Source organism: Sporosarcina sp. SAFN-015 (assembly GCF_059415085.1).
Map to the genome: position 1 here is coordinate 179,137 of NZ_JBPFDR010000008.1, position 14,629 is coordinate 193,765.

Genomic DNA, 14,629 nt, shown 5'->3' on the forward strand with positions numbered 1-14,629 from the left:
TTCCCCCTTCATAAATAAGATTCTGTCGCAACGAGGAGCAATTCGCTCGGACCTTCATTTGCATTTAAAATCCGATGATTGTCAAATGCTTCATAATAGACCGAATCGCCCTTTACAGCAGTGAACGTCCGTTCCCCAAGTTCGATTTCCACCTTCCCGGAAAGAACGTAGATGAATGTTTCGGCAAGGGATGGCTCAAATTGTTTAAATTCCCCGTCTGTAGAGAATGTAATATGGATTGGTTCCATCTCATTCTCATTTGAGCGGGGGACAAGCCATCGGATGCTATACTTCAGCTCATCATTGACGTATGTAGTTTGATCGGCAGGAGAGTAGACGACCTTCATATTTTTCTTAGGCTCATCAAAAAATTCCTTCGGTGTTGTCCCAAGCACCTCTAAAAGTGAAAAGAGAGTTTCGATGGATGGGGAGGTGAGTTCCCGCTCCAGCTGAGAAATATAACCTTTTGTCAGATCGGTCCTCTCTCCTAATTCTTCTTGAGTAAGACCTTTTTTCAATCGAAGACTTTTGATTTTACTGCCGATTTGCATGGTCGACAATTCCTTCCTTACATGATGAAGTTTAGTATTACTGTACTTCCTGTTTACTATAAACCTACCTTATTATACAAAATTGCGCTTGAAAATCAAGTTGAATTTAAAAAAAGCCAGAATCCCTTTAGAGGATTCCGGCGTATCGTCATTCTATTCGTCATGTATGTTAAGTTTCTTTTTACGCAGCCATTGCAAGAAGATCCTTCCGAAAGTGGATAAAATCAAGTAAGCCGATAGGCCGATTCCAATTACGGCAGTGGCAAGTGAAATCCATTCGAAGACCGTATAGGAAGAATATTCCTTCCAACCAGAAGGAGCTTCCCAATCCGGGATGACGAGATTCATGCCGTAAATACCGGATATAACAGTGAATATCGTCAAAATGAACAATAGCGTATTAACACGGGTTGCTTGACTGTTTTCCTGGCTCTTATACAATTCCGACAAAGTTGTGTTCACTTCTTTGAAAAGTGCATCGATATGAAAAGTTCTCCTGAATAAGGCTGATAGTTCCTTGCCTTCAGTGCGTGTGCTAATTTCTAAGAAATAATACCAAGATGAAAAAACGTTGATCAATTTGATAAGTGATTTGACGTAAAACTCATCTTTTTTCCATTCAATTTCACTATATTCGAAGGAGAAACGCAACAGCATGACTTTGTAAAAGTAGTGAAGAAGCATATTATAATAATGCGTTCCCATGAATTGTGATAATTCATTTGTTAATTCATTAGCTGGACGATTAGAGACAACTGAAAAGCTATGATCGGTCGCTATCATATACAAATGGGGCGCCCAACGATCATGCAATGTTTCCGACAATGAACGGCGGATATATTCCGGATTTGTTGCAGAAATGAACGGGGCTCCTTCAGGTGTTTTACCGTTTACATTGCCAATCCGGAACAAATGCTCCTCAGAAATTGACTCTTCTGTTTCTGTAATGAGAAAGGTTGAAACGAACATCCTTTCATCTTCAAAATAGGGAAGGGAACCAAAATGACCATCCAATTTCTTTTCATGTAAGACAGACTTTTTCAAGAAAGGGCATAGCTGTTCGAATAAGTAATCTTGGATGGAAATTGTTTGACCGGTTTCAGGCATGACAATCATCGCGCCTTTATTTTCTTCTAAATTTGGCTCGATTGCTCGAAAATGTTGGATAAAATCGAGGACATCGCTCAAATCTGCGGATATATCCTCCATTTCAACTCTCAATGAGAGGAAAGCAATTCCGAAAGGGCAAAAAATAATATCGATGCTTCTCATGAAAAAGTCATATAGCTCTTCTCTTAATTGCATCGCATGCTTCTTCTCGATACATGCTGTATATCGATGAAATCCTTTAAGTGTTGGAGAACTAGGGAAAAGTTTATGTTCAATGTAGGGATAAAAGTATTGTTCAAGCTCCTTACCCAAAACTTCAATTCCGTGACCGTATAAAGCTCCTTCATCCATTGTAGCTTCATCTATCCGAAAATAGGTGTATCCGCTCGATTCCAAACTTCTGATCGTCTCCGTTTTTCTCTTCTGATCAAAGCTGAAAGGAAGTAGGAACGTCATATGAGAGCGGCTCATATTTAATTTTTCTAGATTATTTAGTATTGGCATGACATTGCCTTCCTTTGTACGTTTCTCTATTCGTGGCAAGCCACCTACTATACTGTTCCCTTTAACAAAGTGCCGTTAAACATTCTAGTCCGATTTCAAATTAAAGCGCATAGAATAGGGAGTGGTGAACCATCTATTGAAGTGGAGGAGGAAAGCAATATGAGATTGCATGAACAGATGCCAGAATTGACTGGAGCAACGGCTTGGTTGAATGGTTATTACGAAAAAGAAGATCTCATCGGCAACAAACCGACACTTATTCATTTTTGGTCGATCAGTTGCCGTCAATGCAAAGAAGCGATGCCTTATATGAATCAATTTCATAATCGATATAAAGATAAAGTGAATATCATTGCAGTTCATATGCCACGCCTGGAAGGTGATCTTAACTTGGAGGAAATTAAAAGAGTAGCTGCTCAGCATAACATGACACAACCAATATTTGTTGACGGCAAGTTGAGATTAACGAATGCATTCGATAATCAATTCGTGCCTGCCTATTATATTTTCGATAAATATGGGAAGTTGCGGCATTCCCAAACTGAACGAAGTGGTATGCACATGCTGCAAAAACGAATTGACCGTATGTTGAATGAAATGAATAGATAATATCTCATTCAATGAGACGACCGGTTATTAGGTCGTCTTTTCTTTTTCCTGTGAAAATAATGTGATACACTAATTTCATCCATAAATCGGATTGGAGCGGAATTGAATGAAAAAAGAATTTGTCGTCATTGGACTTGGCCGGTTCGGTGGAAGCATCGTCAATGAATTGGTGGAATTAGATGCTGACGTTATGGCAATCGATATTTCACCTGACCGTGTAGAAGAATTTGCACAAATTGCGACGACAGCAGTGGCGGCCGATACTACTGATGAATCTGCACTCCGGTCATTGGGAATCCGGAATTTTGAGCATGTCGTCGTTGCAATCGGAGAGAATATCCAAGCAAGCATTTTGACAACGCTTATTTTAAAAGAAATCGGTGTGAGTCGAATAACAGTAAAAGCGCAAAATGATTATCATGCAAAAGTTTTGAAAAAAATTGGCGCGGATCAAGTCGTGCATCCGGAACGGGACATGGGGAAGAGGATTGCGAACAATTTGGTGTCCAATAATATTTTGGATTACTTGGAGCTGTCCGATGAATATTCGATTGCAGAGATTCGGGCGAATGAGAAGTTGGCCGGATTTACGTTGATTGATCTTGATATCAGGGCGAAATATGGCGTCAATATTGTTGCTATCAAGCGGGATGCGCAAATCTTGGTTTCCCCACAAGCGATAGAAGAAATCCAGTTGAATGATATATTGATTGTTATCGGTTCTGACTTGGATATTCATAAATTCGAGAAGAAGGCTCTTCATTGATGAAGAGTCTTTTTTGGTTACATGAACAATGCCCTCTTGTCAATAAGACATGAGGGCATTTTATTGAGTCAGACTTCCATGACGACTGGAAGTACCATTGGTCTGCGTTTTGTTTGATCGTATAAATAAGGTGAAAGGATATCGATGATGTCGCTTTTTAAAGACCCTGCTTCCGCAGGAGAGTTTGCTAGTTTTTTATTTAATTCTTTGGATAATAGATGTTGTGCTTCGCTGATCATCATACCGGATTCTCTCATATAAACAAACCCACGTGAAATGATATCAGGTCCAGAGACAACTTTGTTACGTTTCTTATCGACAGTGGCAACGACAATGACCAAACCGTCTTCTGACAGTATTTTGCGGTCGCGTAAAACGACACTGCCGATATCACCAATTCCGCTTCCATCAATATATACATCACCTGATGGGAGTTTGCCGGCAAGTCTTGCTGTGTCCTCAGTTAAGGCGAGCACATCTCCGTTGCTCATAATGAAGACGTTGTCCGGTTCGACATCACAGCTAACGGCGAGCTCTTTATGCATTGACAACATGCGGTATTCACCGTGAATAGGCATGAAGAATTTCGGTTTAATCAACCTGAGCATCAGCTTCTGTTCTTCTTGTGAACCGTGACCAGATGTATGGATGTTGTTTAAAGCGCCATGTATAACTTCTGCCCCGGCACGGAAAAGTGCATTAATCGTCTTATTGACGCTAAGTGTGTTTCCAGGAATCGGGGAGGACGAGAAGATGACAGTGTCACCTGGTTGGATTTGCACTTGTCGGTGTGTTCCGTTAGCGATCCTCGATAATGCAGCCATCGGTTCGCCTTGGCTTCCCGTACAAAGAATCATCACTTCATTGGCAGGCAATCGGTTAAGCGACTGCGTGTCTACAAATAATTCTTTAGGTGCATTGATGTACCCGAGTTCTCGGCCGATTGTGATTGCATTATCCATACTTCTACCAAATACAGCAATTTTACGACCATGACGTTCAGCCGCTTCGATAACTTGTTGAAGTCGGTGAATGTTGGATGCAAACGTTGCAAAGATGATTCTTCCATCAACCTTCCGGAAGATTTCATTCAAGCTATCGCCGACTTTCCTCTCTGACATCGTAAAGTTTGGTACTTCTGCATTCGTACTGTCTGAGAGGAGACATAGCACTCCGTCACTTCCTAATTTCGCCATCTTGGCAAGGTCGGCTGGCTCTCCGACTGGTGTAAAATCGAATTTGAAGTCACCAGTATGAACGATATTGCCTGAAGGCGTTTTAACGACGACTCCGAAAGCATCGGGAATACTATGGGTTGTCCGGAAGAAGGAGACGGATGTCTTCCTGAATTTAAATACGTCATCTTCCTTGAACTCAATCATCTTGGTAGTTCGAAGAAGCCCGTGTTCATCAAGCTTATTGCGGAGCAAGCCAAGAGCCAATTTACTTCCATAGACCGGAATATTGATCTTTCGCAGCAAATAAGGGATTCCTCCGATATGGTCCTCGTGACCGTGCGTGATGAACAGGCCTTTAATTTTTTCAACATTCCGTTCTAAGTAAGTGTAGTCCGGAATAACGTAATCAATTCCGAGTAAGTCGTCCTCAGGGAATTTGATGCCAGCATCGATGAGGATAATTTCGTCTTGGAATTGAACACAATATGTGTTTTTGCCGATTTCTCCAAGTCCGCCAAGGGCGAAAACGGCTGTTTCATTGTTTTTAATTAGTTTCATGTTGCTTAAACCTGCTCTAGCTCAAAATGAGGTGATGCTTGCTCGTATTCGAGGTGATTGCCTTCGAGCAGTTGGATCAGTTCAATATTGTACTTCCGGCTCTTTAGCTTTTCGCGGACGGTTCTTTCAGAATCGGCTTCAATGTACAGATGTTTTGTGTTTTCACGAATTGGTACTTGCATGGCGTTTTCTTGGTAATAAACTTTGTAAATCATGGTAAGCTCTCCTTTTTACGTTCGTTTGAATCTTTCTCTTCATCTTAGCACGTCGGTAATTTAAAATAAACTATGATGAATTTTTTCATCTTGAGTGGCAAAAAAATAAAAAGAAAAGCCCGCCAGTTTTGTTGGCGGGCGTTGTCTATGCGATCGTCTTTTTGCCGAGTATGCCATTGAGCCGTTTTAACAGTTTACGTTTGAGGCGCTTGTACATGGGCATATCACTCCTTAAAGACATTATATAGGAATTCGAAATTTCAGTCAAGTTTAAATTCCTTTTTAGTCTCTTTCAAAAGGAGTGGCATCAGGTATGTTTTTGTATGGAGCTGAGGCATCGATATGGTCGTAAAACATGATGCCATTCAAATGATCAAGCTCATGTTGAAAGGCGATGGCAGGTAGACCTTTAAGTCTCATTTTAAATTCAATGCCATCCGGATTGAATGCTTTCACAGTTATTCTTGCATAGCGAGGAACAAAACCATCAACATCCCGATCAACGGAAAGGCAACCTTCACCTGAAGTCAAATAAGTTTTCTCGACAGAGTGGCTTACAATTTTTGGATTGATGGCAACGAAGCTAAGCGGTTTTTTCCCCTCTTCTTCTATGTGCAATGCGAAAATCCTCTTTGATACATTCACTTGGGGAGCTGCAAGGCCAATGCCTGGACGCAAGCCATACCGTTCACACACGTCGTCATTCTGGCTATTTATTAGATATTCGAGTAAATCGGTACATAGTTTTTTTTCATTCGCATCTATTGGAAATGTCACTTCTTCTGCTACTTTACGGAGTGACGGATGGCCTTCGCGAACTATATCTTCCATTAAAATCATTACGTATTCTTCCTTTCGATAACCATGCTGTACTTCTATTATAAGCCAATGGGGAAAAGAGGGTAAAGGTTTTTGTGCATGCTTGAAATGGTTTGCTTATACAGTTATAGTGAAATTCAGATTGGAGGAAATGCTATGAATAAAAAAGTAGTTAGTTTAGTTGCAATCGGCATGTTGGCATTATCCGGCTGCAGTATCGGACAGTCAACCGAAAAGCAACTCTCTGAAACCTTAACAAAAATGAATGAATCTGAAACAGAATATCGTGATACTCAAAGTAAATTGACCGAGCTGGAAAAAACGGAACAAAAGACATTTACCGAAACGATGGAGCTAACGAAAGAAGATATCGACAACCTGCGTTCGAAAATCGATGAATTAGAAGGTTTATTAGATGATAGACTTTCTTTTATAGACAAAGAGGAAACGGCAATGAAAGAAGCGGAAGAATTCGTCAAAGAGCTTGACACCATTGCGGAAGACGCGTCCGACAGTGAAGGCAGTCAGATTTTGAAACTGAAAGCAGCGGCGAAGAAGCGATATGATCATCATTCTTCCTTTATTGATGAATATAGGAAACTTGCAAGTATCCAAAAAGAATTTTATAACATGCTTTCCTCTGAGGATGTTGAACTGGAAGACTTGAAACAGAAGGTGGAAGAAGTGAACGAGCAAAATACGATCGTTCAAAAGGCTATTTCCGAATTCAATGAAGCGACAAAAGAAGTAAATTCTTTAAAAGAAGATGTATTTTCAAGTTTAGAACAAGAAAAATAAAGGAAATGGATAAAGTGGAGGCAATTGCGGCTCCGCTTTTTCTTTATGGGAAAACTATTATAATACAGATTGTATATTGTAGTAGTACAGAATTTAGATTTATTGCAATTCAGAATACGAGAGCGACGCTGAAATGTCAGCAATAACAGTGATTGACCTATTTGCTCTCTTTAAGTATACTGATTAGTGGAAGTCGATTGTATCACTATAAGAAACAAGAAAAAATAATACAGATATAAAGGAGAGTTGCCGATATGGCTGCAAAACAAGAAAAGCAGTTCGATCCGGTGAAAACGCTTCATTCTATTGAAGATCAGTTTGAAATGTTTCAGATCTTGAATGAAGAAGGCGAGATTGTCAATAAAGACGCGGATCCAAATTTATCTGATGAAGAATTGACAGAATTAATGACACGGATGGTCTATACAAGAATCTTGGATCAACGGTCAATCTCTTTGAACCGCCAAGGAAGACTTGGATTCTATGCGCCGACTGCTGGGCAGGAAGCATCACAGCTTGCATCCCATTTCGCGCTTGAGAAGGAAGATTTCATTTTGCCGGGGTATCGAGATGTTCCACAACTTATATTCCACGGTTTACCGTTACATATGGCGTTCTTATGGTCCCGAGGACATTATTTAGGAAGCGCTTTTCCTGAAGGGTTGAACGTGTTATTCCCGCAAATCATCATCGGTGCACAGTATATCCAAGCTGCAGGAGTTGCTCTCGGACTTCAAAAACGTGGAATTAAAGCTGTAGCCATGACGTATACGGGTGACGGCGGTACATCTCAAGGTGATTTCTATGAAGGAATCAACTTTGCGGGAGCATACCGTTCGCCTGCGATTTTCGTTGTTCAAAACAACCAATATGCGATCTCGACTCCTCGTGAGTTGCAAACAGCCGCTAAAACGCTTGCACAAAAAGGTGTAGCTGCTGGAATTCCAAGCATTCTTGTCGACGGAATGGATGCGCTTGCTGTATACGCTGCAACACGTGATGCTAGGGAACGTGCTGTTAATGGTGAAGGTCCAACACTTATTGAAACAATGTGTTACCGATACGGACCGCATACGATGGCAGGAGATGATCCTACTCGGTACCGTACGTCCGACACAGATAACGAATGGGAAAAACGTGATCCGCTCATCCGTTTCCGTAAATACCTTGAAGGTAAAGGTATTTGGAACGAAGAGAAGGAAAACGAAGTAATTGAGCGTGCTAAGGAAGAAATTAAAGATGCCATCAAGAAGGCAGATGCAGCACCTAAACAAAAAGTGACCGATTTCATGAAAATAATGTACAAGGGCGATATGCCATCCAATTTGCAAGAGCAATTTGAACTGTATACAGAGAAGGAGTCGAAGTAACCGATGGCACAAATGACGATGATTCAAGCGATTACCGATGCAATGCGCACGGAGCTTAAAAATGATGAAAACGTCCTCGTCTTCGGTGAAGACGTTGGAGTGAACGGCGGTGTATTCCGTGCGACTGAAGGTTTGCAAAAAGAATTTGGTGAAGAGCGCGTTTTTGATACGCCTCTTGCAGAATCAGGGATCGGCGGACTTGCGGTCGGTTTGACGCTTACAGGTTTCCGTCCTGTTATGGAAATCCAGTTTTTCGGGTTCCTCTATGAAGTGATTGACTCTGTAAGCGGCCAATTGGCACGCCAATCCTACCGTACAGGCGGAAGATTTAACGCACCTGTAACGATTCGTTCACCATTTGGCGGCGGCGTTGCTACACCTGAAATGCATGCTGACAGCTTTGAAGGGATAGTTGCATCCCAACCAGGTTTGACTGTAGTTATTCCTTCTACACCATATGATGCTAAAGGGCTTTTAATCTCAGCGATTCGCGATGAAAATCCAGTAGTGTTCTTGGAGCATATGAAGCTATACCGTTCATTCAGACAAGAAGTACCTGAAGAGGAATACACAATTCCTCTTGGGAAAGCTGATGTGAAGCGAGAAGGTACAGATCTTTCAATTATTACTTATGGTGCAATGGTCCACGAAAGTTTGAAAGCTGCTGAAACGCTTGAAAAAGAAGGCTATTCAGTAGAGGTTGTAGATTTACGTACGGTTCAACCGTTGGATATTGAAACGATCATCGGTTCGGTTGAGAAGACAAACCGTGCAATCGTTGTCCAAGAAGCGCAAAAACAAGCGGGCATTGCAGCAAACGTCGTCTCTGAAATAACAGAACGAGCAATCTTGAGCCTTGAAGCACCAGTTTTACGTGTAACAGCTCCTGATACAGTCTATCCATTTGCTCAAGGAGAAAATGCTTGGCTTCCGGACGCAAACGACATTATTGAAACAGCTAAAAAAGTTTTGACATTCTGATTCAGAGTTTACCTCTGACAATTAAGAAAGGGTGAATTTTGTGGCATATGAATTCCGTTTGCCAGATATCGGGGAAGGGATTCACGAAGGTGAAGTCGTAAAGTGGTTTGTTGCCAAAGGCGATAAAGTCAATGAAGATGACACGCTTCTTGAAGTCCAGAACGATAAAGCAGTTGTGGAAATCCCATCACCTGTAACAGGCACAGTCGAAGAAATTCTTGTTGGAGAAGGAACAGTCGCTGTAGTTGGTGATGTATTGATTCGTTTTGACGCTCCGGGGTATGAAAGTGAAAGCGTTGAGGAGGAGGGCAAGGAAGAGACGGAAGCCCAAGTCCAAGCAACTGCTGAAGCAGGCCAAGACATAGAGAAAGAAGTAGTGAAGAAGGACGAGCCTAAGCAGAAACCGGTTGCGGCTTCTACTCAGGAGCAATCCAATGTTTCATCAAAACGCGTTATTGCGATGCCTTCTGTCCGAAAATTTGCAAGGGAAAAGGATATCGATATCCGTCAAGTACAAGGTTCAGGTAAAAATGGTCGTGTCTTGAAAGAAGATATCGAAGCTTTCCTAAACGGCGGTCAACAACAGCCTGCTCAAACGACAGAAGAGACTCAAACGTCGGTTGAAGTAGAAACGCAAAAACAAGAAGCGAAGCCTACAGCTCCGGTAGCTTTGGAAGGTGACTTCCCTGAAACCCGTGAGAAAATGTCGGGAATTCGAAAAGCGATTGCGAAGGCAATGGTCAATTCCAAACATACAGCACCTCATGTGACGCTATTGGATGAAATCGACGTATCAGAGCTTGTTGCTCATCGTAAGAAATTCAAGGAAATCGCAGCTGAAAAAGATATTAAGCTCACATATCTTCCGTATGTTGTGAAGGCGCTTGTATCTACCCTGCGTGAGTTCCCTCAATTGAATACATCTCTTGATGATGAAAAAGAGGAAATCATCCAAAAGCATTATTACAACATCGGTATTGCTGCAGATACGGACCGTGGTCTTCTTGTGCCGGTCATCAAGCACGCAGATCGGAAATCAGTATTTGCGATTTCACAAGAGATCACCCAGCTTGCTGAAAAGGCGCGAGATGGAAAATTAAGTCCTGCTGAAATGAAAGGCGCTTCGTGTTCCATTACGAACATCGGCTCTGCAGGCGGACAATGGTTTACACCGATAATTAACCATCCGGAAGTTGCGATTCTCGGAATTGGCCGTATCTCTGAAAAGCCTGTTGTAAAAAATGGTGAAATTGTTGCTGCACCTATGTTAGCATTATCATTGGTATTCGATCACCGGGTAATTGATGGGGTTACAGGACAACAGGCACTGAACCATATTAAGAAATTGCTCGGAAATCCAGAACTTTTATTAATGGAGGCGTAAACAAATGGTAGTAGGAGACTTTCCAATCGAAGTGGATACACTAGTTGTAGGTTCCGGCCCCGGAGGATATGTTGCTGCAATTCGTGCAGCTCAGTTAGGACAAAAAGTTACAATCGTTGAGAAAGAAAATCTAGGCGGTGTTTGTCTTAACGTTGGTTGCATTCCTTCGAAAGCCCTTATTTCTGTTGGGCATCGTTACGCATCCGCAAAGGATTCCGATGACATGGGAATCTCGGCAACTGATGTAAAACTAGACTTTTCTAAAGCGCAAGCATTCAAAGACGGCGTTGTCAAAAAATTGACAGGCGGCGTTGAAGGACTTCTAAAAGGGAACAAAGTGGACATTGTCAAAGGCGAAGCATACTTCGTTGATGCAAACACTGCAAAAGTTATGGATGAAACATCCTCCCAGACGTACAAGTTCAAAAATGCGATTATTGCTACAGGTTCACGTCCGGTTGAGATCCCTACATTCAAATTTACAAAACGCGTCATCAATTCGACTGGCGCTCTTAACTTGGAAGAAGTTCCTGGACACTTGGTCGTCATCGGCGGCGGCTATATCGGTACTGAATTAGGTTCTGCGTATGCGAACCTCGGTTCTAAAGTAACGATCATCGAAGGGGCAGACGATATTCTTGCCGGATTCGAAAAGCAAATGACGCAAATCGTTAAAAAAGGCCTGAAGAAAAAAGGCGTTGAAATTGTCGTGAAAGCTTCTGCTAAAGGCGTTGAAGAATCCGATACTGGCGTAGTTGTAACATATGAGGCTAAAGGCGAAGAGCAAAAAATTGAAGCTGACTATGTACTTGTCACTGTGGGACGCCGTCCGAACACTGATGAAATCGGTCTTGAAGAAATGGGTATCAAATTCCTTGAGCGTGGTCTAATCGATGTGGATAAGCAATGCCGTACAAGCATTCCTAACATCTATGCAATCGGTGATATCGTCTCCGGGCCTCAACTTGCACACAAAGCTTCTTATGAAGCGAAAGTGGCTGCTGAAGCGATTTCCGGTGAAAAGTCCGAAGTGGACTATTTGGCAATCCCGGCAGTTTGCTTCACTGATCCTGAACTAGCAACAGTCGGATTGAATGAGCAACAAGCAAAAGATGAAGGATATGAAGTAGTGGCGGGCAAATTCCCGTTTGCTGCAAACGGCCGTGCGCTTGCGCTTAATGCAACTGATGGATTCGTCAAACTTGTTTCTCGCAAAGAGGACGGACTTCTATTAGGTGCGCAAATCGTAGGAGAAAATGCATCTGATATGATTGCTGAGCTTGGTCTTGCTATTGAAGCTGGAATGACTTTGGAAGACATCGCAATGACAATCCACGCTCACCCTACACTTGGTGAAATTTCCATGGAAGCTGCAGAAGTAGCTTTAGGTAAACCAGTTCATATGATTACAAAGTAATTGTAGATTAAAAGAATGCGTCCGATGGCTGAAGTGCCTTTCGGACGCTTTTCTAATTCTAGTACCCTGTTCGTTTGTAGGTCTCTTCTAAGTCGTGTTAGGATAAAAATATTGATTTATACATCTAGATAAAGGAGAGGATTCCATGAAAAAGAGTTTGTTATACATACCGCTTCTCTCGATGTTGCTATTAGCAGCATGCAGTGAGGAAGAAGCAAAGCCGGCAGGAATGGATGAGCAGGATCAATCCCCTGAAGTGGAAGAGACTTCAGAAGAGGTCGTTTCTGATGAAGAACAGCAAGAAATAGATGGCAAAGTTGAATCAGATGAGGAAACTGACGTTGTCGATCAAACACCTCTTTACGAATTGAATCCGAAAACATACTCCATTCAGCCAATCGGTGATGCGAATCCTGAAGTCGTCCTATTAACAATCGATGACGCACCTGATAAAAGAGCTCTGGACATGGCGAAAACATTGAAGAGCTTAGACGCTCCTGCCATCTTTTTCGTTAATGGCCATTTTATCGATACAGATGAACAGAAAGCAGTTTTGAAAGAAATTCATGACATGGGATTCGTCATCGGAAACCATACAAAAACACACGCAAATTTAAAAACATTATCAGAAGAAGAGCAACGTGAGGAAATCGTTGCAGTGAATGATATTGTTGAAGAGGTTACAGGTGAGCGTCCTATATTTTTCCGTGCTCCGTTTGGCGTGAATACAGATTTCAGCCGAGCTCTTGCAATTGAGGAAGGCATGCAATTAATGAACTGGTCATACGGCTATGATTTTGAAAAAGAGTATATGACGAAGGAGAAAATTGCTGATATTATGGTGAACACTGAATTGCTCCGAAACGGTTCCAATTTGCTGATGCATGATAGGGATTGGACTGCTGATGCTCTGGGGACGATCGTAAATGGTTTAAGGGATAAAGGGTATGAATTTGTAGATCCTAAACTTATAAAAGGTTTGGAGGATCAGGAACAAGGAGAATAAGGGGGAGCTTTTTATGGAGTGGAAAACGAGAATTACGGAACTATTGGATATTGAGTATCCGATCATTCAGGGGGGATTAGCCTATCTTGCTTATGCTGACTTAGCTGCAGCAGTTTCAGAGGCAGGCGGGCTAGGTCAGATTACAGCGATGAGTTTGGAGTCTCCAGACGCACTACGCAAGGAGATTAGAAAGGTGCGGGAACTAACAAAGAAGCCTTTCGGAGTAAACTTTGCGATCGGCCAGCATGGACGCCCATATGAGCATATGCTCGATGTCGCAATCGAAGAAAATGTGAAGGTTCTCTCGGTAACAGGTGGTAACCCTACTCCGTTCTTTGATTATATTAAAGACGTGGATGTCAAAAAGCTTGTATTGGTCGCTGCTAAAAGACAAGCGGTCAAAGCGGAATCGCTCGGTGCGGATGCAGTAATGGTCGTCGGACAGGAAGGGGGAGGCCATTTGGGACGTGATGATATCGGAACTATGGTGTTAGTCCCGCAAGTGGTTGATGCTGTTAAAATTCCTGTCATCGCATCTGGTGGCATAGGGGACGGACGGGGATGGATGGCTGCACACGCATTAGGAGCAGAAGGGATTGAAATGGGCACTCGTTTCATTGCAACAAAAGAATGTATCCATGCTTCAATGGAATACAAAACAGCCCTTCTTCAGACAGATGAGACCGGTACAGTTGTCATAAAACGTACACTTGGAGCACCGGCTAGAGCACTAGCAGGGAATTGGACGGAAAAAATTTTACGTATGGAAGAGGAAAATGCTGATTATGATAAATTGAAGGACTATATTAGTGGTGCCGCAAATCGTCGGTTCATCCATGATGGCGAAGAACAAGCTGGTTTTGGGTGGGCTGGACAAGTTGCCGGTATGATTGAGGACATTCCGACCGTAGCAGAGCTGATTGACAGGATGGTAAGGCAAGCAGAGGAAATCAGAAGAAAATGGGCATGAAGAAAGGTGCGGGAATCAATGGAATATAATTATCCTTTAAGTCATCATTGGACGACCGAAGAAATTATTGACGTAGTAGCATTTTTTCAAGCAGTAGAGAAAGCGTATGAAACTCAAATAGCAAGGGATAGCTTTATGAATGCATATAAAGCATTCAAGAAAGTCGTTCCTTCCATGTCTGAAGAAAAGACGATCTTCAAGGAGTTTGAAGAAGCGAGCGGTTTTAACAGTTACCGTGTTGTGAAGAAGGCCAAAGAAGGCAATGACGGAGATATTATTACTGGATCTTATTAAGGCGAGTGGTAATGGGCAGGAGTTTCCTCAGCCTGATTGAAAACGCTTGCCAGCCTAGGCGCGAAGTCGAGCGAAGACGCGAATAGAACTAAAGTTCAT

The 14,629-nt window shown here is 42.3% G+C and carries 15 protein-coding genes; 10 read left to right on the forward strand and 5 right to left on the reverse strand.

What is annotated here, in order from left to right; genetic code table 11:
- Window positions 1-8: 8 nt before the first annotated feature.
- Window positions 9-551, reverse strand: a complete 543-nt coding sequence (locus ACR65H_RS14750) for a helix-turn-helix domain-containing protein (protein WP_440501231.1) — start codon at window positions 549-551, stop codon at window positions 9-11.
- A 153-nt stretch (window positions 552-704) separates the two neighbouring features.
- On the reverse strand, window positions 705-2,165 hold the full coding sequence (locus tag ACR65H_RS14755; protein WP_440501233.1) for a magnesium transporter CorA family protein: 1,461 nt from the start codon (window positions 2,163-2,165) through the stop codon (window positions 705-707).
- A gap of 159 nt (window positions 2,166-2,324) precedes the next feature.
- Here ACR65H_RS14755 and ACR65H_RS14760 point away from each other — a divergent pair, with 159 nt between their 5' ends.
- A complete protein-coding gene (locus ACR65H_RS14760) occupies window positions 2,325-2,774 on the forward strand; it encodes a TlpA family protein disulfide reductase (RefSeq protein WP_440501234.1) in 450 nt (149 codons plus the stop codon).
- Between the two features lie 106 nt (window positions 2,775-2,880).
- A complete protein-coding gene (locus ACR65H_RS14765; protein ID WP_440501236.1) occupies window positions 2,881-3,540 on the forward strand; it encodes a potassium channel family protein in 660 nt (219 codons plus the stop codon).
- A gap of 68 nt (window positions 3,541-3,608) precedes the next feature.
- Here ACR65H_RS14765 and rnjA read toward each other — a convergent pair whose 3' ends face one another.
- From rnjA to def, 3 genes are all read right to left on the reverse strand, one after another.
- Window positions 3,609-5,276 carry a ribonuclease J1 gene (rnjA, locus tag ACR65H_RS14770; RefSeq protein ID WP_440501237.1) on the reverse strand — a complete coding sequence of 556 codons (1,668 nt, stop codon included), beginning with the start codon at window positions 5,274-5,276 and terminating at the stop codon, window positions 3,609-3,611.
- Between the two features lie 5 nt (window positions 5,277-5,281).
- The gene (locus tag ACR65H_RS14775) at window positions 5,282-5,491 is read right to left on the reverse strand and encodes a DNA-dependent RNA polymerase subunit epsilon (protein ID WP_440501238.1); all 210 of its coding nucleotides are present in this window, start codon (window positions 5,489-5,491) and stop codon (window positions 5,282-5,284) included.
- A 282-nt stretch (window positions 5,492-5,773) separates the two neighbouring features.
- Window positions 5,774-6,331 (reverse strand): peptide deformylase, encoded by a 558-nt coding sequence (gene def / locus ACR65H_RS14780; RefSeq protein ID WP_440501239.1) that lies wholly within the window; start codon window positions 6,329-6,331, stop codon window positions 5,774-5,776.
- 135 nt (window positions 6,332-6,466) lie between these two features.
- Between def and ACR65H_RS14785 the strand changes: the two genes are divergently transcribed.
- The 8 genes from ACR65H_RS14785 (at window position 6,467) to ACR65H_RS14820 (ending at window position 14,530) form a co-directional block, all read left to right on the forward strand.
- Entirely contained in the window at window positions 6,467-7,108 is a 642-nt protein-coding gene (locus tag ACR65H_RS14785) for a YkyA family protein (RefSeq protein WP_440501241.1), read from the forward strand.
- A 254-nt stretch (window positions 7,109-7,362) separates the two neighbouring features.
- A complete protein-coding gene (pdhA, locus tag ACR65H_RS14790) occupies window positions 7,363-8,478 on the forward strand; it encodes a pyruvate dehydrogenase (acetyl-transferring) E1 component subunit alpha (RefSeq protein ID WP_440501242.1) in 1,116 nt (371 codons plus the stop codon).
- A 3-nt stretch (window positions 8,479-8,481) separates the two neighbouring features.
- Window positions 8,482-9,459, forward strand: a complete 978-nt coding sequence (locus ACR65H_RS14795; protein ID WP_440501243.1) for an alpha-ketoacid dehydrogenase subunit beta — start codon at window positions 8,482-8,484, stop codon at window positions 9,457-9,459.
- 40 nt (window positions 9,460-9,499) lie between these two features.
- Window positions 9,500-10,843: a dihydrolipoamide acetyltransferase family protein gene (locus tag ACR65H_RS14800; protein ID WP_440501244.1), complete on the forward strand. Its 1,344-nt coding sequence runs from the start codon at window positions 9,500-9,502 to the stop codon at window positions 10,841-10,843.
- Between the two features lie 4 nt (window positions 10,844-10,847).
- Complete coding sequence (gene lpdA / locus ACR65H_RS14805) at window positions 10,848-12,260, forward strand: dihydrolipoyl dehydrogenase (RefSeq protein ID WP_440501246.1); 1,413 nt, start codon at window positions 10,848-10,850, stop codon at window positions 12,258-12,260.
- A 145-nt stretch (window positions 12,261-12,405) separates the two neighbouring features.
- Entirely contained in the window at window positions 12,406-13,266 is an 861-nt protein-coding gene (locus ACR65H_RS14810) for a polysaccharide deacetylase family protein (protein ID WP_440501248.1), read from the forward strand.
- 13 nt (window positions 13,267-13,279) lie between these two features.
- Window positions 13,280-14,236, forward strand: coding sequence for an NAD(P)H-dependent flavin oxidoreductase (locus ACR65H_RS14815; protein ID WP_440501250.1), 957 nt, complete (start codon window positions 13,280-13,282; stop codon window positions 14,234-14,236).
- A gap of 18 nt (window positions 14,237-14,254) precedes the next feature.
- The gene (locus ACR65H_RS14820) at window positions 14,255-14,530 is read left to right on the forward strand and encodes a UPF0223 family protein (protein ID WP_440501251.1); all 276 of its coding nucleotides are present in this window, start codon (window positions 14,255-14,257) and stop codon (window positions 14,528-14,530) included.
- The last annotated feature ends 99 nt before the right edge of the window (window positions 14,531-14,629 follow it).